Annotated in this window: 20 protein-coding genes and 1 pseudogene; 14 read left to right on the forward strand and 7 right to left on the reverse strand. The window is 65.8% G+C overall.

Features of this window, described 5'->3' with window-relative positions; genetic code table 11:
• The 10 genes from AB1N67_RS11270 to AB1N67_RS11315 are packed head-to-tail and all read left to right on the forward strand — an operon-like array spanning position 1 to position 6,478.
• Positions 1-543, forward strand: coding sequence for a PilN domain-containing protein (locus tag AB1N67_RS11270; protein ID WP_253131912.1), 543 nt, complete (start codon positions 1-3; stop codon positions 541-543).
• Positions 530-1,081, forward strand: coding sequence for a type 4a pilus biogenesis protein PilO (gene pilO / locus AB1N67_RS11275; RefSeq protein WP_090342622.1), 552 nt, complete (start codon positions 530-532; stop codon positions 1,079-1,081). Before AB1N67_RS11270 ends, pilO begins: the two co-directional genes overlap by 14 nt.
• Positions 1,081-1,590 (forward strand): hypothetical protein, encoded by a 510-nt coding sequence (locus AB1N67_RS11280; RefSeq protein ID WP_043215023.1) that lies wholly within the window; start codon positions 1,081-1,083, stop codon positions 1,588-1,590. Before pilO ends, AB1N67_RS11280 begins: the two co-directional genes overlap by 1 nt.
• Positions 1,587-3,443 (forward strand): secretin N-terminal domain-containing protein, encoded by a 1,857-nt coding sequence (locus AB1N67_RS11285; RefSeq protein WP_367863812.1) that lies wholly within the window; start codon positions 1,587-1,589, stop codon positions 3,441-3,443. Before AB1N67_RS11280 ends, AB1N67_RS11285 begins: the two co-directional genes overlap by 4 nt.
• Entirely contained in the window at positions 3,440-3,913 is a 474-nt protein-coding gene (locus AB1N67_RS11290) for a type II secretion system protein (RefSeq protein ID WP_367863813.1), read from the forward strand. The genes AB1N67_RS11285 and AB1N67_RS11290 overlap by 4 nt, the downstream gene beginning before the upstream one ends.
• 5 nt (positions 3,914-3,918) lie before the next feature.
• Entirely contained in the window at positions 3,919-4,293 is a 375-nt protein-coding gene (locus AB1N67_RS11295) for a type II secretion system protein (RefSeq protein WP_043214435.1), read from the forward strand.
• Entirely contained in the window at positions 4,268-4,795 is a 528-nt protein-coding gene (locus AB1N67_RS11300) for a type II secretion system protein (protein ID WP_043214439.1), read from the forward strand. The genes AB1N67_RS11295 and AB1N67_RS11300 overlap by 26 nt, the downstream gene beginning before the upstream one ends.
• On the forward strand, positions 4,792-5,193 hold the full coding sequence (gene csgE, locus AB1N67_RS11305; RefSeq protein ID WP_043214441.1) for a curli production assembly/transport protein CsgE: 402 nt from the start codon (positions 4,792-4,794) through the stop codon (positions 5,191-5,193). Before AB1N67_RS11300 ends, csgE begins: the two co-directional genes overlap by 4 nt.
• Entirely contained in the window at positions 5,190-5,609 is a 420-nt protein-coding gene (locus AB1N67_RS11310) for a curli assembly protein CsgF (protein ID WP_043214444.1), read from the forward strand. Before csgE ends, AB1N67_RS11310 begins: the two co-directional genes overlap by 4 nt.
• A gap of 29 nt (positions 5,610-5,638) precedes the next feature.
• On the forward strand, positions 5,639-6,478 hold the full coding sequence (locus tag AB1N67_RS11315; protein WP_337157334.1) for a CsgG/HfaB family protein: 840 nt from the start codon (positions 5,639-5,641) through the stop codon (positions 6,476-6,478).
• Between the two features lie 120 nt (positions 6,479-6,598).
• Here AB1N67_RS11315 and alkB read toward each other — a convergent pair whose 3' ends face one another.
• The 5 genes from alkB to AB1N67_RS11340 form a co-directional block, all read right to left on the reverse strand.
• Positions 6,599-7,243: a DNA oxidative demethylase AlkB gene (gene alkB / locus AB1N67_RS11320; protein WP_367863814.1), complete on the reverse strand. Its 645-nt coding sequence runs from the start codon at positions 7,241-7,243 to the stop codon at positions 6,599-6,601.
• A 249-nt stretch (positions 7,244-7,492) separates the two neighbouring features.
• The gene (locus tag AB1N67_RS11325; RefSeq protein ID WP_090342634.1) at positions 7,493-8,938 is read right to left on the reverse strand and encodes a curlin; all 1,446 of its coding nucleotides are present in this window, start codon (positions 8,936-8,938) and stop codon (positions 7,493-7,495) included.
• A gap of 16 nt (positions 8,939-8,954) precedes the next feature.
• Entirely contained in the window at positions 8,955-9,437 is a 483-nt protein-coding gene (locus tag AB1N67_RS11330; protein ID WP_070575871.1) for a curlin, read from the reverse strand.
• Positions 9,438-9,452: 15 nt separating this feature from the next.
• Positions 9,453-11,684, reverse strand: coding sequence for an Ig-like domain-containing protein (locus AB1N67_RS11335; protein WP_367863815.1), 2,232 nt, complete (start codon positions 11,682-11,684; stop codon positions 9,453-9,455).
• 32 nt (positions 11,685-11,716) lie between these two features.
• Positions 11,717-13,063 (reverse strand): hypothetical protein, encoded by a 1,347-nt coding sequence (locus tag AB1N67_RS11340; protein ID WP_336201769.1) that lies wholly within the window; start codon positions 13,061-13,063, stop codon positions 11,717-11,719.
• A 411-nt stretch (positions 13,064-13,474) separates the two neighbouring features.
• Between AB1N67_RS11340 and AB1N67_RS11345 the strand changes: the two genes are divergently transcribed.
• From AB1N67_RS11345 to AB1N67_RS11360, 4 genes are read left to right on the forward strand one after another with little or no spacing between them, the layout of a single operon-like run.
• The gene (locus AB1N67_RS11345) at positions 13,475-15,388 is read left to right on the forward strand and encodes a sigma-54-dependent Fis family transcriptional regulator (RefSeq protein WP_102081713.1); all 1,914 of its coding nucleotides are present in this window, start codon (positions 13,475-13,477) and stop codon (positions 15,386-15,388) included.
• A gap of 1 nt (position 15,389) precedes the next feature.
• Positions 15,390-17,123: an ABC transporter ATP-binding protein gene (locus AB1N67_RS11350; RefSeq protein WP_367863816.1), complete on the forward strand. Its 1,734-nt coding sequence runs from the start codon at positions 15,390-15,392 to the stop codon at positions 17,121-17,123.
• On the forward strand, positions 17,113-17,790 hold the full coding sequence (locus tag AB1N67_RS11355) for a S8 family serine peptidase (protein WP_043214459.1): 678 nt from the start codon (positions 17,113-17,115) through the stop codon (positions 17,788-17,790). Before AB1N67_RS11350 ends, AB1N67_RS11355 begins: the two co-directional genes overlap by 11 nt.
• Positions 17,783-19,081: an NAD(P)/FAD-dependent oxidoreductase gene (locus AB1N67_RS11360; protein WP_367863817.1), complete on the forward strand. Its 1,299-nt coding sequence runs from the start codon at positions 17,783-17,785 to the stop codon at positions 19,079-19,081. Before AB1N67_RS11355 ends, AB1N67_RS11360 begins: the two co-directional genes overlap by 8 nt.
• A 58-nt stretch (positions 19,082-19,139) precedes the next feature.
• Here AB1N67_RS11360 and AB1N67_RS11365 read toward each other — a convergent pair.
• Together AB1N67_RS11365 and AB1N67_RS11370 are read right to left on the reverse strand one after the other, a co-directional pair.
• Positions 19,140-20,454: pseudogene (locus AB1N67_RS11365) on the reverse strand (hypothetical protein).
• Positions 20,455-20,573: 119 nt separating this feature from the next.
• Positions 20,574-22,067, reverse strand: coding sequence for an aldehyde dehydrogenase (locus tag AB1N67_RS11370; RefSeq protein ID WP_367863818.1), 1,494 nt, complete (start codon positions 22,065-22,067; stop codon positions 20,574-20,576).
• Positions 22,068-22,240: the final 173 nt, after the last annotated feature.

The raw sequence follows: 22,240 nt of genomic DNA on the forward strand, positions 1-22,240 counted from the left end.
ATGCGCCGCCTCGATCTGGAATTCCAGCCAGCCCCCGGCAGCCCGATCGCCTGGTCGCTGTTGACCCTGGGATGCGCCGTACTCGCAGCGATGCTGCTGATCGAGCAGCACTTGCAGGACGAACAGGCGGACCTTCAGGCCCGGGTCCATCTGCTCGAGCAGCAGCTGGGGCGCCGCCCGGTCAGCGCCGCCCCCCTGAACAGCGCCGCCAGCCGCGAGCAGGCCGAACAACTGGCGCAGATGCGCAGCGTCTCCCAGCAACTGCAACGGCCCTGGCAGCAACTGTTCGCCATGCTCGAGGGCATGCCCCAGGAAGACGTGGCACTGCTGAGCCTGACTCCCGATGCGCGCAAAGGCCAAGTCCGTATCGCTGCCGAAGCCCGCAACCTGGAAGCCATGCTCCAGTACCACCAGCGCCTGGAGCGCAGCGAGGAGTTGCGCGATGTCTCGCTGCTCAACCATGAGGTGGTGACCGGCCAGCCTGAGCATCCGGTGCGCTTCAACCTGACCGCGACCTGGGAGACCGGCCATGCGCGTCCCTAGTCTGATTCTCCATGAGCGCCTTGCACGCCTGGGCCGTGTCGGGTGCGCCGCAGTCGCCGTCGGCACCCTGGCGCTGTTGGTCGGGGTCACCTGGGTGCTGCCGCAATGGCAGGCCGTGCGGGAACTGCGGGCCAGCGAGGCGGACGCGGCGGTGCAGGTGCAACGGGTCAAGCGCGGCGAGCTCAAGGTGGCGCTTCAGCCTGAGCAGCAGGCGCTGGACAGTCTGCGCCAGCAACTGCCTGGACAACCCCAGGCCAGTGAGCTGATCGAGCGCCTGTATCACCTGGCCAGCGCCGAGCGCATCAGCCTGGCGCGTGGCGAGTACGCCCTGGGCGTCGACCCGAAAACCCAGCTGGCGCGCTACCAGATCGTGCTGCCAGTGCGCGGCAGCTATCCGCAGATCCGCGGTTTTCTCCAGGCGCTGCTCGGCCAGGTACCGACGTTGGTGCTCGAGGACCTGGAGCTGCAGCGCAAACGCATCGGTGAGCGCGAGCTCAACGGTCGTCTGCGCATGACCCTTTACCTGTCGAGGTCGTGATGAACACTCAACGCGCGGTGATGTGGGTCGGCTTTCTCGGGCTTTCAGGCGCTCTGGCCTGGGCGCCAGGGCACTGGTTCGGCGAGCAAGACGGTGTCGAGCCCTTCGCGGGTAAGCCTGCGCCCACGACAACCAGCGCCCGCACAGCACCTGTGGCAGCGGATTTGCCCGCGAAAGGAAAAGCAAAGGCCTCGACAGACCTGTTCCCGGCCCAGCAATGGACCGCGCCAAAAACCATGGCCACCGTCACCGAGCAACCCGTTGCCCCGGCGCCGGTGGTGGAGGCCGCACCCACCGCCCCGGTGTTGCCTTTCCAGTTCGTAGGCCGCCTGGGGGATCGCGACGACCTGCAGGTGTTCCTGCAGAACGGCGAGAAACTCTATGTCGTGCGCCAGGGCGATGTCATCGAACACACCTACCGCCTCGACCGGATCTCGGCCACCGAGCTGGACCTGGTCTACCTGCCTTTGCACCAGTCACAGACATTGTCTGTCGGGAGCGCACCATGAAGCCTTCGAAGTTGTGCAAGCCTGCTCCGTTCATGATGCTGGCTTTGTGCGTGGCCCTGGCGGGCTGCGGCTCCAGCGGTACGCGCAAGGACAGCGCCGAGCTGATGAAGGAGGGCCAGTACGAGGCGGGCATCGCCATGCTGGAAGACGCGCTGCGTGAAGACCCGCGCGACACTGAGCTGAACATCGCCCTGGCCCATGGCCGCCAGCAGGCTGTCGAAGCGCTGCTGACCCAGTCCGACGCCGACCGCATCCGCCATGACTTCGCCAGTGCACGCATGGGCTATGGCCGGGTCCTGACCATCGAGCCGAACAACCGTCGCGCCCAGGAAGGCATTCGCCAACTGGAGCTGGTGCGCAACCTCGACGAACGTGTGGCCATGGGCCAGGCCGCGCTGCGCCAGGGCGATCTATTCGGTGCCGAACGCTACATGCGCGATGTGCTGCGCCTGGATCCGCAGAACCAGAAGGGCATTGCGCTGCGCAGCGACATCGAAAACGTTCAGGCGCGCACCGCGCAGCCGTTCCCGCAGTTGCGCAGCAAGCTGGAGCGGCCGGTGACCCTGGAGTTCCGCGACGCCAATCTCAAGACCATCTTCGAGGTGCTGTCCCAGGTCGCCGGGATCAACTGCATCTTCGACAAAGACCTGCGCCCGGACATGAAAGCCACCATCTTCGTGCGCGATGTGCGCATCGAAGACGCCGTGGCCCTGCTGCTGGAGCAGAACCAACTGCACCAGAAGATCGTCAACGACAACACCTTGCTGATCTACCCCGATTCCCCGCAGAAGACCAAGGACTACCAGGAACTGGTCATGCGCACCTTCTATCTGACCAGCATCGACGCCAATACCGCGTTGAACATGGTCAAGACCATGCTCAAGACCCGTGATGTGTTCGTCGATGAACGCCTGAACACCCTGACCATGCGCGATACACCCGATGCCATCCGCATGGCCGAGAAGCTCTTGCAGTCCCAGGACCAGTCCAACCCGGAGGTGGTGCTGGAGGTGGAAGTGATGGAGGTGGCCCGGTCACGCATCCTCGACCTGGGCCTGCAGTGGCCCAGTACCTTCGGTGTGCTCAACGACGAGGGCAACCCGGTCAGCGTGCTCGACCAGCTGCGCGGCATCGACTCCAGCCGCATCAGCATCGCCCCGGCGCCCCAGGCCAAGATCAACGCCGCCGACAAGGACATCAACACCTTGGCCAGCCCAGTGATCCGCGTCAGCAACCGTGAGCAGGCGCGCATCCACATCGGCCAGCGGGTGCCGATCATCAGCGCCACTTCGGTGCCGTCGACCCAAGGCCCGGTGATCACTGAAAGTGTCACCTACCTGGATGTAGGTCTGAAACTCGAAGTGCAGCCCACCGTGCACCTGAACAACGAAGTGGCGATCAAGGTGGCCCTGGAAGTGAGCAACGCCACCCCGCTGGAGCCGACTCGCCAGGGCACCATCCCGGTCCAGGTCGATACCCGCAACGCCCAGACCAGCCTGCGCTTGCATGATGGCGAGACTCAGGTACTGGCGGGCCTGGTACGCAACGACCTGACCTCCAGTGGTAACAAGATCCCCGGCCTGGGTGACATCCCCGGCCTGGGGCGGCTGTTCGGCAGCAACCGCGACGACAAGAGCAAATCCGAGCTGGTGCTGGCGATCACCCCGCGCATCGTGCGCAACCTGCCGTACCAGAGTCCGTCGGACATGGAGTTCGCCACGGGTACCGAGTCGAGCCTGCAGGTCCGTCAGCAGATGATGGCCCCTGTCGTGCAGCCTGAGGCCGAGCCGACCCAGGGCACGGTCGCCACCGTCCCGGCCGCGATCACCACCCCAGTGGGCCCACGGCCATGAAACGCCAGCAGCGGGGGTACAGCCTCATCGAAGTAGTGGTGACCCTGGCACTGCTCGGGTTGCTCGCCAGCATGGCCGCGCCCTTGACCGAAACCGTGGTGCGCCGGGGCAAGGAGCAACAGCTGCGCGAAGCGCTGTATCAGATTCGCGACGCCATCGACGCCTACAAACGTGCCTTCGATGCCGGCTACATCGAGAAGCGCCTGGACAGCAGTGGCTACCCGCCGAGCCTGGAGGTGCTGGTCGAAGGGGTGCGCGACGTGCGCAGTGCCAAAGGGGCGAAGTTCTACTTCCTGCGGCGCATCCCCCATGACCCGTTGGTGGCGGCCAAGCGTGAGGACGAAGGGGGCTGGGGGCTGCGTGCCTACGACAGCAGCGCCGACAATCCGCGTGATGGCAAGGACGTCTTTGATGTGTACTCCAAGGCCAGCGGCATTGGCCTGAACGGCATCCCTTACGGGCAATGGTGACGGTCATGAAACGCAACCGTGGCTTTACCCTCATCGAACTGCTGGTGGTCATGGCGATCATCGCCACCCTGATGACCATCGCCTTGCCGCGCTATTTCAACAGCCTGGAGGCCTCCCGCGAGGCCACGCTGCGCCAGAGCCTGGCCGTGCTGCGCGAGGCCCTGGACCATTACTACGGCGACACCGGCCATTACCCCGAGTCCTTGGAGCAACTGGTGGAGCAGCGCTACCTGCGCAACACCCCGGTGGACCCGATCACCGAGCGCAGCGATGCCTGGCAACTGGTGCCGCCGCCGGAGGGCGTGACGGGCGGGGTGGCCGATATCAAAAGCGGTGCAACCGGGAGGGCGCGTGATGGCAGCCTCTATGCCGAATGGTAAGGCCTGCGCGGGCTTCACCTACTTGGGCGTGCTGTTTCTGATCGCGGTCAGCAGCATGGCCCTGGCCGCCACCGGCACCCTGTGGGCCACGGCCGCCCAGCGCGAACACGAGCGCCAGCTGCTGTGGATCGGTGGCCAGTACGCCCAGGCGCTGCGCAGCTACTACCGTGCATCGCCTGGCCTGGCCCAGTACCCGCAGGCGCTGGAAGAGCTGCTGGAGGACAACCGGTTCCCATCGCCCCAGCGGCACATCCGCCGCTTGTACCCCGACCCGATCACCAACGGCGAAGATTGGGGCCTGCTGCGTTCGGAGGACGGGCGGATCACCGGCATTCACAGCCGTTCGGATGCCACGCCACTCAAACGCAGCGGGTTCGATGCCCAGTGGTCCGGTTTCGAGGGGCTCGAGCACTACAGCGACTGGCAATTCGTCGCCGAGCAGCCGTTCGCCGAGGGTAGCGGCGCAGCCCGTACCCACAGCGGCCCAGGAGATACGCCATGAAGCCGCTCGCTGCCCTGTGCTGCCTGTGCCTGCTGCTTGCCTTGCCTGGCACCCCGGCCCGTGCTGACGCCGAGGACGAGATGAAGGGGTTCATCGTCGACAACACCATCTCGCACATCGGCCATGACTTCTACAACGACTTCACCGACCGCCTGCGCGCCACGAGCCGCCTGGATTTCAACCTGGTGGTGCGCGAACGCCCCGACGCCCGTTGGGGCAGCCTGGTGACGGTGGAGTACGAACGCGAGGTGTTGTACCGGCGCTTCCTGCCGCCCAATACCACGCAACTCAAAGACGAGGCCGTCGCGGCGGCGGACCTGGTCAAGCAGCAGATCATCCAGCGCAAGCTGCAACGGCTGCTGCAGGACACCACTGATCTGGAGAGGGACGAGCTATGAGCAACCACATTTCCCGGTGCGTCGCCGTCTGCCTGCTGGCCGGCGCCTTTGCCGGTCACACCCAGGCCACGGAGCTTGTGTACACCCCGGTCAATCCGGCGTTCGGCGGCAACCCGCTCAACGGCACCTGGCTTTTGAACAACGCCCAGGCGCAGAACGACCATGACGACCCAGACCTCAAGGACCGCGCCTCGGCCTTCGCCGGCACCTCGGCCTTGGAGCGCTTCAGCAACCAGCTCGAGTCGCGGTTGTTGTCCCAGTTGCTGGACAACATCAACGACGGCAAGACCGGCAGCCTCTCTACGGATTCGTTCCTGATCGATGTGATCGACGACTCCGGGGCCCTCAGCATCAAGGTCACCGACCGTGCGACAGGGGAAGTCTCGATCATCGAGGTCAGCGGCCTGAACCCCTGAGAGGGACGGGCCAATAGGGGAGAACGACCATGAAACGCTTGCTGAGCACACTGCTGATCCTCGCCACCTTGCAAGGCTGCGGCCTGCGCGAGCCGATGCCCGCCGAACAGGATACGGAGACCCCGACCCTGACCCCGCGCGCCTCGACCTACTACGACTTGATCAACATGCCACGGCCCAAGGGCAGGCTGATGGCAGTGGTGTACGGCTTCCGTGACCAGACCGGGCAGTACAAGCCGACCCCGGCAAGCTCCTTCTCCACCAGCGTCACCCAAGGCGCGGCGAGCATGTTGATGGACGCCTTGAGCGCCAGCGGCTGGTTCGTGGTCCTGGAGCGCGAGGGCCTGCAGAACCTGTTGACCGAGCGCAAGATCATCCGCGCTTCGCAAAAGAAACCCGACGCGCCCTTGAACATCCAGGGCGAGTTGCCGCCACTGCAGGCGGCCAACCTGATGCTCGAAGGCGGCATCATCGCCTACGACACCAACGTGCGCAGTGGCGGGGAGGGTGCTCGGTATCTGGGCATCGACCTATCCCGTGAGTACCGCGTCGATCAGGTGACCGTGAACCTGCGGGCGGTGGATGTGCGCAGTGGCCAGGTGCTGGCCAATGTGATGACCAGCAAGACCATCTATTCGATCGGTCGCAGCGCCGGGGTGTTCAAGTTCATCGAGTTCAAGAAACTGCTCGAAGCCGAGGTGGGCTATACCACCAACGAACCGGCCCAGCTGTGCGTGCTGTCGGCGATCGAGGCGGCTGTGGGACACCTGCTGGCCCAGGGCATCGAGCGCCGGTTGTGGCAGGTGGCGGATGCAGGGGAGGGCAACGGGCAGGTGGACAAATTCCTGAGCCAGAACCAGCAGCAGTGATTGGCCTAACTGCCACTTCGCGGGAGAACCCGCTCCCACAGGTACAGCGTCGCCTCCCGATGCGGTGCGATCCTGGTGGGCGCGGGTTCATCCGCGAACAGGTCAGAGCGCTTTCTTTCGTCAACGCGCCTTGCGCAGTGTCAGGTTGATCCGCCGCTCACCCATTCTCGGGTGCACGCCAGGCTTGATCGGCATCACCCCGTGATAGCGCAGTCGATCCTCGCCTCCCCATACCAGCACATCGCCGTGGCTCAAGGGTATCCGTTGAGTCCGGTCCGAGCGCTGCAGTCCACCGAAGAGAAACACCGCTGGTAATCCCAAGGACAGCGACACGATCGGCTGGCCGAAATCGCGCTCGTCACGGTCCTGGTGCAAGGTCAAGCGAGTGCCGGGGACGTAGTGGTTGATCAGGCAGGCATCCGGGACGAAGCCATCGAAACCGGCAGCGCAGGTGGCGCGATCGGCAAGATCGAGCAGAACCTGGGGCATGGCCGGCCAGGGCAGGCCGGTCTTGGGGTCGGTGGGGCTGTACCGGTAGCCTTGCTCGTCGCTGACCCAACCCTGGGCGCCGCAGTTGGTCAGTGCCACGGCCATGTGCAGGCCGCCCGGGGTGCGCATATGGCGAAAGGGCGCGGCGCGCAATACCGGGCGCAGGGCATCGAGTACAGCCTCGATTTCGGCCAGGGCGAAGCCTGGCAGCAGCACCGTGTGGCTGGCCAGGCGTTGCGGCTGCGGGCCGAACAGGTCGAGGTCGGATTGGATCATGGGGTTGGCGTCGGTTGGGTCTGCACGCATTGTAATGCCGGCGGCCTGTCCGTGGGCTAGTCGAAGCGACGAACCGCTCAGCCTGCGCGGTGTGAGCGCTGCCCCCTTTGCGGGTGTATCCGGGAAGGAGCAGCGGCGACTTCAAGCCAAGCGCTGTGACAGGGGAGAGGGTTTACCGCCAAGGAAGGGGGAGTAAAAAGGAACCGCGGCGCCAGGGAGAGGGAACACCGCGGTCCAAGGGGGGACCCGCTACTGCTGGGTGACGATGGCAGTGTTGGTGCTGCCGTACTGGGTAATGGCGGCGTTCTGGTTCATGTTGCTCTGGGTGACGGTCGCCAGGTTGCCGGTGCCGCCCTGGGTGACATAGGCGACGTTGGCGACGTCGGTCTGGGTGATGTTGGCGGTGTTGCCACTGCCATACAGTTGGTAGGTGTAGCTTTGGTTGCCCTGGCCGGACTGGTCGAGGTTGATGACGTTGCCGTTACCGGCGCTCAAGCCCTCGGCGTAGTTGCCGCCGTCGCGTTGCGCGGCGATGAGCAGGTTGTCGCTGCCATTTTGCTCGAAGTACAGCTCGTTGTTGCCATCGACCTGGTTGGTCTCCATGGTGTTGCGGTTGCCGTTCTGCTCGAGCTTGGCCACCTGGTTCATGCCTTCCTGGTTGAAGTTGACGCTGTTGCCGTTGCCGTTCTGCTTGACCTGGGCTGTCTGGCTGCTGCCGAACTGGCCGCCGAACTTCTCGCCCTTCCAGTTGCTGGCCAGGACCTTGTTACCGTTGCCGGTGGTGTCGATGGTCAGGCTGTGGTTGTCGCCGGTCTGGTAGGTGAAGTGCAGGTTGTCCTTGCCGTTCTGGGTGATGTCGACCACCGAGTGGGTGGACTCGAACTGGTCCGACCAACTGGCGTTACGCTGGCCGCTCTGGGACAGATGGGCGGAGTTGGCCTCGCCGAAGCTCTGGTCGATGTAGCCCTCGTTGAGCTGGCCTTGCTGATAGACACTGGCCTGGCTGGCGACTTGGGTGTCCTGCCATACCTCTACAGAGTGGCCGCTACCGACCTGCTGGATGTCGATGGTGCCGCCCAGGCCGTTGCGCTGGTCGCCATAGGCCCAGCTGGCCTGGCCCTTCTGCCCGATGCGGATGTCGCCGTTGTCATGGAGGATGTGCTCGGCGGCGGCGGTGTTGCCGGTGCCTTCCTGCATGATCTGGGCGCGGTTGTTGGTGCCGCCGATCAGTTGTTCGACCACGGCATCGTTGGCACTGCCTTGCTGCAGCGTGGTGGCCTGGGCTCCAGTCTGGAACTCCTGGAACACCCTGGACATGTTGCCGGTGCCCTGCTGGACCTGCAGCACCTGGTTGTCCTGGCCCAGCGACTGGCTGGAGAAGTTGTCGTTCAGGCTGCCGCCGGAGCGCTGGAGGGTCTTGCTGCCGTTCTCCAGGATCTGGTCGGCGTAGCCGGCGTTGAAGGAGCCGGTAGCGCTCTGGCTGATATCGCTGGTGCTGGTGTCCTGCACGGCCAGGTGGTTGTGGCCCTGGCCGTTCTGGTCCTGGGTGGCCGAGGCGTAGGGGGCGACGGTCTGCTGGACTTCGGCGATGTTCGCCTTGCCCTGCTGGCTCTGGGTCGAAAGGCTGTCATCGGCCATGACCTGGCCGGCGATCGCCAGGACAACGGCGGCGCTTAAGGGAGCGAGCTTGAACATGGTGGTGCCTCCAGGTCTAACGGTATTGAGTGATCTGAACATGTTGGCCATTGCCAGCCTGGGTCACGGCGCTGGTGAGCCCCGTGCCGCTTTGCTGGATGCTGGCGGTGTTGTAGTTGCCGAACTGCTCGATCGAGGCGCTGTTGTTGCTACCGCTCTGGCGGATGGCAGCGTTGTTGCCCTGGCCCTGTTGCACGATCGAGGCCATCAGGTCGCTGCCTTCCTGCAGGATGTACGCCTCCTGCGCGCCCCCGGCCTGGACGATCCGGCCCAGCAGGGCCTGACCGTTCTGATCGAGGGCGGCGCGGTTGCCCGAACCTTGCTGCTCGATGACCGCCATCTGGCCGGCACCTGCGGGGATCAGGCGCACGATCACCGGTTCTCCCAGGTCGTTGCCCAGCGCAAGGTCGGCATTGTCCATCAGGTCGTCGGCCCAGCCGCTCTGGAGGGCCTGGCCCGCCAGGGCCAGGCAGAGCAGCAGGGGATTCAGGCGTTTCATGGCAGCCTCCCGGGCTTACTGCAGCCTGACCGGCACGGTGCGAACAGTGCCTTGGCTGGTACGGATGGTCGCTGACGGCGTGGCGGTCGGTACCAGGGTGGTGCTGTTGCTCACGATCACCCGCCAGCGTCCGGTCAGTGGTACTGCGGTGCTGCCCAGGGTCACCAGACCGTTACGGGTGGTCACCTGCACCGTGACGGTGTTGCCGGTGGTCACCGAGGACGTACCGCTGATGTCCCAGTTGTAACGGTTGTTGGAGCGTGCGGTGACCGTCGCCGCGGTGACCGTGAGGGTCTCGGTCGGCGGCTTGGGCGAGACCTGCACGGTGACGGTGCCATTGCCGGACAGCGCGCCGATCGAGTCCCGTACCACATAGGTGAACGTGGTGGTGAAAGGCGCGGTGACGGTGGCCGGTGGCGTGTAGGTGACCGTGGTGCCGTTGTGGCTGACCGTGCCGCGACCGACGGGTGGCTGAGTGACACTGGCCACGGCCAGCGGCAGGTTGCCTTCAGGGTCGGTGTCGTTGGCCAGCACGTTGATGGTCAGCGGTACACCCAGGGTCGCGACACTGTCGGCGACAGCGGTCGGTGCGCGGTTGGGCACGACGTTGACGGTCACCGTGGCAGGCTCGGACTTCAGCCCTTTGGCGTCCTGGGCGCGGTAGCTGAAGATCGCCGGGAAGGCCGTGGTGGCACCGACAGGCGGGGTATAGGTCACCGACGTGGTGCCGTTGAGAACCACCGAGCCCAGGCCGGTACCCGGTTGGGTGAGATCGGTGATGGTCAACGGTATGTCGCCGTCGGGGTCCGTGTCGTTGGTCAGCAAGTTGAGGGTCAGCGGTACGCCGACACTGGTCCCACCGACATCGGCCTGAGCCAGCGGCGGCTGGTTCTCGGCGACGACCGGTGCGTTGCCCACCACCGTTACCGGTTCGACGTCACTGCCGCCGCGGGCGGACTTGACCGTGACGGTGGCAGGTGGCTGGGTCAGGTCGGTGACGGTCAAGGTCTGCAACGTGCCGGACTTGGACAGGCGACCATAGCCCTGGGCTACCAGGTCCGGTATCAGCACTTCGTCACTGGAGCTGGCCTCGATCACCAGGCGTTTGCTGGCCCAGTCGAAATGCGCGGTGCGAATCTTCACCACGTCGCTGAGCTTGCTGGACAACGCTGTTGGCCGAGTGCCACCTGTGGTGCTGCTGGCGGTGACCACCAACACAGGTGGCGGTGCGGCTTGGTTCAACTGCTGGCTGAAGAACAGCCCGTTGTTGTCGGACAACAAGGTGAACTCGCAGGGCGAGCCCGGGGTGCCGACCAGGGCCAGGCCATAGCGCATGCACAGGCTGGCATCGCTCGGTGCCTTGGCGAACACCTCGACGCGGGTGCCGTTGCCGTTACGTTGATAGGTGGCACGCTCCAGGTTCACGGGTGTCTGCGCGCGCGGGTCGAGGACCTTGCCCGAGAGCGTGAACACGTCGGTCTGGATGTGTCCGGCCGGGCCGTCGATGGCCACGAAGTTGGTATTGAACGGGCTGCCGGTCACTGCCTCGGTGATATTGGGGTCGCCGATGAAGGTATCGGTGGCGCCGGTGTCCGGGTTGAGCTCGGTATAGAAGCCCGTGGCGCTGCGCAGGAACGGCCCGATGTCGCCTTTGAGTGCACCGCTGAAGTCACCTGGAGCGCCGATGCCGATGTCACGGGTGATGTTGATCGCGCGTCGGCCGGGGGTGTTGACCACCACGGTTTCGACGCCATAGGGGTGGGTGATGCGGTAGGTGCCAGCGGTCGGCACCGAGGCGCGGATACGAATGCGGGCGAAACTCTGCTGGTCGCCGTCCACCGGGTTCTCGGAGGCGAACGCCGCTTCGATGCCGGCGACGTACACCTCCAGTTCATAGCCGCTGTTGCCCACGGCAGGAATCGACGTTTCGGCCAGGAACCAGAACATCTCAGGCGGCCAGTTATCCGGGAATACCAGCGGCAGTGTGTCGTCATACACGCCCGGCTCTGGCAGCAAGGTGCACATGTACGCAGGTGCTCCGGGTGCGCCGGGTGCCCGTGAGCTGGTGGCGCGCGACTGGCACAGCTCCAGCGACAGTTCGCTGGCGTCCTTGTACCACATCGGATAACCGCCGGTGGCCAGGGTGTAGGGGCCTGGATCGACCTCGGTGAGCGCAGCCGATACCGCGCCGCTGAGAGAGAGGGAGAGCCCGGCGGCGTAAAGCGCCCGGCGCGGCCAAGTGTTCATGCTGCCTCCTTGAAGGCGAAGCCTTTGTCTGTTCATGGCACCAGCACCACGTCTTCGCTGTCGCTACCGCCGTTGTCGCTGGTGACGTGCACCTTCGCGGGCGGAATCGGCGAAAGCCCTGTGCTCAACGTCTTCACCGCACCGTCGCCGGAGAGGCTGCCGATCAGCGCGCCATTGCCGGTGCGCGCGACCATGGGCGGTGGGGAGGTCTCGTCGCTGCTGCTCGCGACCAGGGTCAGCTGACCGCTGGACAAGCTGTATTCGGCGCGGGTGATGGTCACCAGGTCGGTCAGCGGCAGATTGGCGGTGGTGGCGGTGCTGGTGGGAATGGCCAGGCTGTTGTCGGCGCTGAGGGTCAGGGTGGCCGGCAGCGTCGGGTCGAGCGTGGACTGGCCGTACCAGGTGCCGGTCTTGTTGGCTTCGGTCAGCGGCAGGTTGGGGGACTGGCTGGTCAGGCTGACCGTGGCCGGTGGCGGCGGCGCCAAGGCGAACACATCCTGCTGGGCGCGCAGGTCCCCATTTTCGGTGTGCCGTGAGTAGGTGCTGCGTTGAGGCAGCAACGGCGTCGGCAGGTTGACCGTGGACAGTTTGCCGGACACGGCGAACAGCTCGGTACGCAGGTCGATGCCGTTAGGGCCCTCGATGCGTACGAAGTTGGTATTGAACGGGCTGCCGGTCACGGCTTCGTTCAGGTTGGGGTCGCCGATGAACTGCTCGCTGGCCCCGGTGCTGGGATTGGTTTCGGTGTACGGGCCGTTGACACTGCGCAGGAACGGGCCGATGTCACCTTTGAGCGCACCGGTGAAGTTGCCTGGCGAGCCGATGCCGATGTCGCGGGTCATGTTGATGGCCCGACGGCCCGGGGTGGCCACGTCGAACACCTCGACGCCGTAGGGGTGGGTGATGATGTAGGTCCCCGCAGTGGGGACATCGACGCGGATGCGCACCCGGGCGAAGCTGATTTGGTCGCCTTCGAGAGGGTCGCCACCGCCGAACGCGGCCTCGATCGCCGAGACATAGCCCAGGTTGACTCCGCGGGCGGCATCATTGATGGCCGCGTCGGCGGTGAACCAGAACGCCTCGTCAGGGAAGTTGCTGGGGAAGACGATCGGCTGGGTATCGTCGAACACGCCCGGGGTCGGCAGCAACGTGCACATGTACGACGGCGCGCCTGGAGCACCTGGCACCCGTGAGCTGACCGCTTTGGTCAGGCACAGGTCCAATACCCGGCCATGGGTGTCCTGATACCACGCGGCGAAGCCGCCGTTCTCCGGTGTGTAGGTGCCCTGGTCGACTGCATTGAGCGCAGCCTGGGCCGGAAGCTGGAGCATGCTGGCGAAAATCGCCACTGCCAGCGGGTGGGGTGTCGGTCGGTGCATGAGTCAAACCCTCCTGCAAACGGGCCCATGGGTTGGGGCGTCTGCACAGGGATCGGCAACAGCCGTGCCAGTTTTTTGATATTGCGCTGCAGGCCTTGCAGGACTTGGCGTCTGGCACACTGCAGGTTGCTTTTTCGCCAGCCGGTGGTGGGCTGAGTCCCCCAGCATTGGGGAATTGGGGCGTGACTTGTGGGGCGTCCTCTTGGCGGTCAGGCCCGCTCCCTCAGGGGGCACGCCGACCGGTAGCGCGGATACACCTGCGAAAGGTCGCGCACCGGCAGTCAGTGCCTTTACGTAAACGTAAGCTTTATGCCAACCTCCACCTCAACCGGATGACGGCCCGGGGATTCTGACGCACACTGCAACAAGTCCCGGAGCCCTTCCCCTGTGGGGGCACAGCTGGAGTAAACGATGGCGCGACAATACCCAATAACAAACGCCTCTGACCCTTTGCAGGAATCCCGCCAGGCCCGGCTCAAGCTGGCCAACGAAGGCGAACTGCCCTCCGGGATGCTGCGCGAGGAGATCGATGCTTCCTGGCGCCGCAGCCTCGGCCATGGCCTGGACTGCCTGCAGGACGAACAGGTGGGCCTGGGCACCCAGCAGGGGCTCGACCTGCGCTCGCTGCTCGAACACAACCGGCTGCTGATCGACGCGGTCGCCCCGGAACTCGATTACCTGGTCAAGCGCCAGGGCAAAAGTGGCATCGTCATCCTCGGTGACGCCCAGGCCAACGTCCTGGCCATCGAGGGGCAGACCCACGTGCTCGGCCGTGAGGGCCTGCGTGATCTGCACCCGGGCAGTTGCTGGAGCGAGGCGCTGCGCGGCACCAATGCCATCGGCACGGCGGTGGTCGAAGGCCGACCGACCCTGATCAACTGCGGCGAACATTATCTGGACCGCCTGAGCCCGTTCTCGTGCACCTCGGTCCCCCTGCGTGACCCGCATGGCGAGGTGATCGGCGTGCTGGACATCACCCGCGAAGGGGTGATGACGCAACCCCAGGACAACCTCTCCACGCTAATGCTCGCCGCCGGCAACATCGAAAGCCGGCTGTTCGGCCTGTGCCACCGCGAGCATCTGGTGCTGGCATTGCACAGCCGTCCGCAATACCTCACCAGCGCCTGGCAGGGGCTGTTGGCCCTGAGCCTGGACGGCGAAGTGCTGGCGGCCAACGACAACGCCTGCCAACTGTTGCAGGTCTCACGTCAGGCGCTGATCGGTCGGCGCAGCAGCGACCTGCTCGGCGAGCGCTCACCGGCGTTCATCGCCCGCTTGTGGCAGGGCGGTGTGAGCAGTGTGCAGACCGCCAAGGGCGAGTTCTTCTTCCGCGCCTTGCAACTGCCGCGTCACGGCAACCTCAGCGTCAACGTAGCGCCTGGCAGGGCGTCTGCCTCGAACCAATCCCCAGCCCTGCAAGCCCTGGCCGGTGGCGATGCGCGTCTGTCCCGAGGCCTGCGCATGGCGCGGCAGGGCCTGGTCAATGGCCTGCCCGTGCTGCTGCTGGGCGAGACAGGCACCGGCAAGGAAGTGGCCGCCCGTGCCTTGCACCAGGCCAGCCCGCGCGCGGACAAACCCTTCGTTGCCGTCAACTGCGCGGCGATCCCCGAAGGCCTGATCGAGTCCGAATTGTTCGGTTACCGGGAGGGCGCCTTCACCGGCTCGCGCCGCGGCGGCATGGTCGGACGCCTGATGCAGGCCCATGGCGGCACCTTGTTCCTCGACGAAATCGGCGACATGCCCCTGGCCTTGCAGGCCCGTCTGCTGCGTGTGTTGCAGGAACGCCGCGTGGCGCCCTTGGGGGCTGGCGAAGAGCAGGAGATCGACGTGGCATTGATTTGCGCCACCCACCGCGACCTCAAACGCCTGGTGGCCGAACAGCATTTTCGCGAGGACCTGTACTACCGGGTCAACGGCGTCTCCCTGCGCCTGCCGGCGCTGCGCGAGCGGGACGATCTGGCGAGCATCATCGAAGGCCTGCTGGACAAGTTCGGTGCCAAGGGCGTGACCCTCGACCCGCCCCTGGCCGAGCTGCTCGAGGGCTTCGACTGGCCGGGCAACATCCGCCAGCTGGAAATGGTGCTGCGCACCGCCCTGGCCATGCGCGAGGACGATGAGCAGGTGCTGAGCCTTGAGCACCTCACCGACTGCCTGCTGGACGAGCTGGCCAGCGGCGCGGCGCCCTCCGGCAGCCTGCGCGAAAACGAACTGGAACTGATCCGTGGGGCCTTGACCCGGCACCAAGGCAATGTCTCGGCCGCCGCCGAGGCCCTGGGCATCAGCCGCGCCACGCTGTACCGCAAGCTCAAGCAGCTGCGCAGCTGACATGGGCGGGCTGTTCGCACGGCTGGTGGAAACCAGTGACCCGCAACTGATGCGCCAGGCTCTGGCCTGGTTGTACAGCTTCGTGCGCCCGCACCGGCGGGCCATCGCCATGCTCCTGGGCTTGTCGCTATGCGCCTCGCTGTTGGCCCTGGCCCAGCCTTGGCTGGTCAAGACCCTGATCGACGAGGGCCTGTTGGCACGCGATTACACGACCCTCTGGCACATGGCTGCGGTGATGATCCTGGCCGGCGTGTTCGGCACGCTGCTGGCGGGCATCAACCGCTACCTGCACACGCGCTTGTCGGGGCGCATCCTGTTTGCCCTGCGCGATGACCTCTATCGGCATTTGCAGCAGCTCTCGCCGACGTTCTACGGGCGTCGACGTACCGGCGACATCCTCTCCCGGCTCGACGGCGATGTCGCCGAGATCCAGCGCTTTGCCGTGGACTCGCTGTTCTCGGCGGTGTCCAGCGTGATCGGCTTGCTCGGCGCGTTGGCACTGATGCTGATGCTCTCCTGGCAACTGTCGCTGTTGCTGGCGCTGTTGATTCCCATCGAAGTGCTGTGGCTGCGCTGGATGCGGCGCAAGGTCGAGCGCGAGGTGCGCAGCCTGCGCGAGCGTTCGACGGATGTGTCGTCGTTTCTGGTCGAAACCTTGCCGGCCATGAAGTTCATCCAGGCGGCGGGGCAGCAGGCCCGCGAGGCCAGGCGCCTGGAGCAGCTCGGTCAGGGCTACATGGGCCAGTTGCTCAAAGTCCAGGTCACCGAGTTCTTCACCCAGGCGGTGCCCGGGACGCTGACCTCCCTGTGCCGCGCCTGTGCGTTTCTGGTCGGTGGTTGGTGGGTGATCCAGGGCACCTGGCAGTTGGGCGCCCTGATCGCCTTTTCCACCTACCTGGGGATGGCAGTAGGGCCGGTACAGAGCCTGCTGGGCCTTTATGTGGCGGTGCAGCGTATGGCGGTGAGCCTGGGCAGGGTGATGGAGCTCAAGCAGGAACCGCTGGCGGTGCATGAGGCCCAGACGCCCAGGCCCATGCCCGATGGTCCGGGCGAGCTGCGTCTGGAGCAGGTGGCTTTCGCCCACGAAGGACGCCAGGGCGCGGTGCTGCAGGACGTGAACCTCTGCATACCGGGCGGGCTGAAGGTTGCCATCAGAGGCGCCTCGGGCGTTGGCAAATCGACCCTGATCGACCTGCTGCAACGCTTTTACGACCCCGATGCCGGGCGCATCCTGCTGGACGGCACGGACCTGCGCGAGCTGGACCTGCAGGCGCTGCGCCGACGTATCGCCGTGGTCAGCCAGGACATCGTGCTGTTTCGTGGCACCTTGGCGCAGAACCTGGCCTACAGCACGCCCGAGGCCAGCCTGGCCGATCTTGAGCGCGTGGTGCGTCTGACCCAGCTCCAGAGCCTGGTGCAAAGCTTGCCGCTGGGCCTGGATGGCCTGCTCGGCGAGCGTGGCCAACAGTTGTCCGGCGGGCAGAAGCAACGCATCGCCATTGCCCGCGCGCTGCTACAGGACCCTGCGATCCTGGTGCTCGACGAGGCCACCTCGGCGGTGGACGAAGCCACCGAACGTGAAGTCATCGCGGCCATCGACCAGCTGTTCGCCGGCCGCACTCGCATCCTCATCAGCCACCGTGCCTCGACCCTTGCCGATGCCGACCTGCACCTGCAGGTGCAGGATGGCCAACTCAAGGTCAGGCCCCGGGAGGTTGCCGGCCATGGCCACTGAACTGCGCATCGGCGTGATCGACAGCGGCTGCTCGCCTGAGCAGGCCGCGACGTTGGTGGCGGCTCGGCGCTTTCGGCTCGAAGAAGGTGTGCTGTGCGAAGGGGAGCCGGTGCCCGACCACCTGGGACATGGCAGTGCGGTGTTGGCCCGCCTGCAATCGGAGGCCGGCCAGTTGCCGGCGCTGATGGCCCAGGTCTTCGATCGACAGTGGAGCACCAGCGCCCTGCAGGTCGCCGGGGCATTGCTCTGGCTGGTGGAAGAGGGCGCGACCCTGGTCAACCTGAGCCTCGGCCTGCATCAGGACCGACCTGTGCTGCGCCAGGCCTGCGCAGAGGCACAGGCCGCTGGCGTGCTGCTGTGCGCCTCAAGCCCCGCCCGGGGTGGGCCGGTGTATCCGGCCAGCTATCCTGGCGTGCTGCGTATCACCGGCGATGCCCGTTGTGCGCCAGGGCAGTGGTCCTGGCTGGGCAGCGGCCAGGCCGACCTCGGCGGGTATGTCGGCGGGCAGGGCATGGCCGGTGCGAGCCTGGCCTGCGCGGCCTTGAGCGGGCAGATAGCGCGTCTGCTGGCGCAACACCCGGACATGGATCATCCGCAGTTGCTGGCGCACCTGCGCGACGCGGCCGCCTTCACCGGCCCTGAGCGCAGAGGTGCCTACAATGGCTGACCCGCGCATCCTGGTATTGGGCGCAGGCCCTGCGGGCGCGGCTACGGCCCTGGGCCTGCGGCGCCTCGGCTACGCCGTCACGATCGTCTCGGACTGGCGCCGTTTCGCCGCGGTCGAGGGGATCTCCGAGCGGGTGCTGGAGGGGCTGCGCCATGCCGGTCTGGGCAGGGCGCTGGGCGAGGCGGTGAGCCTGGCGAAGCGCCAAGTGCTCTGGAATGGCGAGCATCTGCGACTGAATCAGGAATACTTGCTCGACCGCCCAGCGTTCGACCGTGCCTTGCGTGGCGATCTGCTGCGGGCAGGCGTGACCGTGATCGAAGGCCGGGTGCGCGAGCTCCTGCACGAGGACGGGCACCAGGTACGGCTGGAAGATGGCCAGGTTTTGCGGGCCGATTTTCTGGTGGAAGCCCGTGGCCGCCAGGCACCGCTGGCGGCTGACCGATCACGCGGTCCGGAAACCGTCAGCCTGCTCAACCGCTGGCAGGGTGCGCCCAGGGAACCGGCATCGGCGGTGCAGAGCCTGGACGACGGCTGGGCCTGGATGGCACGCCTGGCTGATGGGCAGTGCTACTGGCAGATCACGCTCGATGCCGGTGCGGCAAGCCTGCCGGGCAAGGCCGCGCTGCCGGCGTACTGTGCCGCGCGGCGTCGGCAGTCGACGCTGGTGGCACAGCTATTCGACGAGCAGGCGTTGCTGCCTTGCCAGGTGCATGCCCGTAGCAGCACAGCGATCCTGGCAGGCGAGTGTGTGGGCAATGATTGGATCCGGGTGGGCGATGCGGCCATGGCCGTGGACCCGCTGTCGGGCAATGGCATCTTCCAGTCGCTATCGTCAGCGCTGCAGGCACCGGTGGTGATCAATACCTTGTTGCGCCGGCCCGAGCGCGCGGTCTTGGCGCGGCAGTTCCACCAAGCGCGGGTCGAGCAACTGTTCCTGCGCTTTGCCCGCATCGGCCGGGACTTCTACGCCCAGGAGCAGGGCCGTGCCGAGCACACGTTCTGGGCCCGGCGCCGCGCGTGGCCAGACGCTCAGCCGATGCACGCCGAGGCGCACTGGCAGGCTGTGCAGGTGGCGCGTCGACCGGTGCTGCGCGACGGCCTGGTGGAGGAGGCCGAGGTGGTCGTGACCCGGGACCAGCCATTGGGAATCTGGCATCTGCATGGGGTCGAACTGGCACCGGTGGTGCGAGCCGTGCAGGTGGGCGAGGCGTTGCAGTCGGTACTGGCCGGGATGGCTGTGGAGCAGCAGGGGATGGTGCGCCGGTGGTTAGCCGAGCAGGGGTATCGGTGAGAGCGTTGAGGCCCATCGCAGGCGAAGCTGCGAAGGGCCGTTCAGCAGCTGCGCGTTGCTAGAAGAAGGTCCCGACCAGCAGTTGCAGGTAGGTTCCGGTATCCCGCCCACCCAACTGAACGCCGCCGTCACTGGCGCTGCGCTCAGGTTTGTAGAACCCCACCAGAGGGCTGATCAAGACGTGGTCATTGACCATCCATTCCACATACAGGTCCAGTTCACGCCCGCCCAGATTGCCTTGGTCGGTTTCGAGGGTATCGAAGTCGAAATACAGTGCGCTCAGGGTCAGGTTGTCCCTTGGCTTTGCCTTGAGCCCCACGTGATGCACCTGGGTGTTGCTGTTGAATGGCCCGGCATAGTTGGCCGCTACCTCGCCCTGGAACCAGGTGCCATAGCCACGGCTGGCGCCATAGAACAGCGGGTCGAAGTCTTCGGAGAAGCGGCTGTAGCGGTAGGTGGCCGTCGGCGACCAGGGCACGTCGGAGAAGGTCCAGTTACCTTCCAGGTACCAGGCGTCCTCGCGCCCGCCGGTACGGTCCTGGGTGACGTATTCCGCTGCCAGTTCCAGGTCTTTCACTCCTAGGCTGCCGCGCCCGCGCAGGCTGTAGGTATCCATACCGTCGCGGTGCTCCAGGCCCATGATCTGGGCATAGCGCCGGTCGACGTCCAGCCCTCGGATCCAGCTCACGCCAAGGGTACCTGCGTCGGCGACATGCTCCAGATTGGTCACGGCCAGGGAGGTGTCCGCCTGGTAGTGGTTGTCGGATTTGAGCCACATCAGATCGCCTCGCCAGCCCTGGCTGCCACCCAGGCGCAGCACGGCGGTACGGTCGAAGGCCTTGCGTGCGGCCAGGTAATACGCGCCACCTCGGTCGAAGTTGGCGCCCAGATCGACGTTGCCGAGATTGACCGGGTCGCCCTGGATCAGGAAACCATCGCCCAACGTCACCACCTGGCGTCCGCCGGAAACATCGATGCCATCTTCGCCCAATGCCGGGAACAGGGTACCCGAGCGCCAGCCCAGGTAAGCGTCCTCGACGGCGGTGCGGCGCTCATCGCCCAAGGACAATCCGGCAGCATCGCCATCGCCCCCGGGTCGCGGAACTGAGCAGGCTGAAGGCGCCATACAGCGTGCCGGTGCCGGCCAGCGCCTGGCTACCGCTAAGCCCATACTTGACGTAGCCCTCGCGCCAGGCACTGCTGCCCGGTTGGCGGTTGCCGGCCAGGTTGAAGCTCTCATCACTGTGGAACGCGCCGAACAGGGCCTCGAGCTCAGCGTTCAGGACGGTGCCCTCCTGGTTGTAGAGTTCGTGGGCCTGGGTCAGAGGGGCGGCGGCCAGCAGGGCCAACGTGCAGGCGAGTGTGTGCCTCATGGTGTGCTCCATGTTTGTTTTTGTTGTGTGTGTGTTGCCTGCTCCGGCCTGTTCGCGGGGGTTCACACAAACCCCGTGGGAGCGGGTCTACCCGCGAACGGACCGCAACGGCGTGCGCGTCAGAGCTTGATCAGCACCGACTTGAGCTCGGTGTAGTGCTCGATGGTATTGGCCCCCATCTCGCGACCGACCCCAGAGAGCTTGTAGCCGCCGAAGGGCAGGGATGGGTCCAGGGCGCTGTGGCAGTTGACCCACACCGAGCCGGACTTGATACGCGGAATCATCCGGTGCACCGCGCCCAGGTCGTTGGACCAGATGCTCGCGCCCAGCCCGTAGGGGTTGTCGTTGGCCAGGCGCACCACTTCGTCGATGTCGTCGAAGGGCATGGCCACCAGCACGGGCCCGAAGATCTCCTCCTGCACCAGGCGATGGCGTTGGTCGACATCGACGATCACCGTCGGCTTGACGAAGTAGCCTGGCCCGAAGCCCTCGCCGCCGCAGGCAATGGTGGCGCCCAGCTCACGGCCGAGCTCGATGTAGCCGGTAACCCGATCCTGTTGCTTGGCCGAAATCAGCGGGCCCATCTGCACCGACGGGTCCAGGCCATTGCCTAGCTTCATGCCATTGGCAATGCCGGCGATGTCGGCGACCACATTGTCGAAATGCTTGCGGTGCACATACAGACGCGAGCCGGCGCAGCACACCTGGCCCTGGTTGAAGAAGATCGCCGTGGCGGCGCCGGCGGCGGCCTCCTGCAGGTTGGCGTCGGGCATGACGATGGTCGGCGATTTGCCGCCCAGCTCCAGGGTGACCCGGGTCATGTTGTCCATGGCCGCCTTGCCGATCTGTTTGCCGACTTCGGTGGAGCCGGTAAAGGTCAGTTTGTCCACCCCAGGATGGCTGCTGAGGGCGGCGCCAGCGTTAAGGCCGGTGCCGGTGACCACGTTGAAGACCCCGGCCGGATAACCGGCTTCATCAACCAGCTCGGCAAGCTTGAGCGCGGTCAGCGGGGTTTCGTCGGCGGGCTTGAGCACCAAGGTGCAACCGGTCGCCAAGGCCGGGCCGAGTTTCCAGCAGGCCAGCAGCAGCGGGAAGTTCCAGGCCACGATGGCGCCGACCACGCCCACCGCCTCGCGGCGGATGAACCCATGGAACTGCTCGTTCGGCATCAAAGGCAGGGACGGCTCGACCGTGCTGCCTTCGATCTTGGTCGCCCAACCGGCCATGTAGCGCAGAAAATCGATGGCCAGCTGCACGTCCATCACCTGGGCCACGGCAGCGCTCTTGCCGTTGTTCAGGCACTCGAGCTCGGCCAGTACCTGGGCGTCGCGCTCCATCAAATCGGCCAGGCGCCACAGCAGGTTCTGCCGCTCCCGTGGGCGCAGGCGGCTCCAGGGCGAGTCGTCGAAAGCCTGGCGCGCGGCTTTGACTGCGCGGTCCACATCCTGCGGGTCGGCCGAGGGCACTTCCCCCAGTACCTCGCCAGTGGCCGGGTTGCGAAAACTCATGGTCCGTCCGCTGGCGGCGTCCTGCCAATCGGCGCCGATGCGCATTTTCAGCTTGCGCTCGAGAAACGCACGGGTGGCAGGGAGGAGGGGCAGTTCGCAATGCATGGTTCGGTGCCTCTTGTCATGGGAGTGTGAAGGCACCTGCGCAATGGCCGTGCCAAGGCCGGGCGGGTGCGGCAATGGCCTTGAACGACAGGGGTTTGGTGCTGGGTGGAGGTCGACTGCCAAGGGCTATGCTGTTGCACATTGAGACGGGATGAGACGGTGCTGAAACAGTG

This window comes from Pseudomonas guariconensis (assembly GCF_040822035.1).
Classification (GTDB): domain Bacteria; phylum Pseudomonadota; class Gammaproteobacteria; order Pseudomonadales; family Pseudomonadaceae; genus Aquipseudomonas; species Aquipseudomonas guariconensis.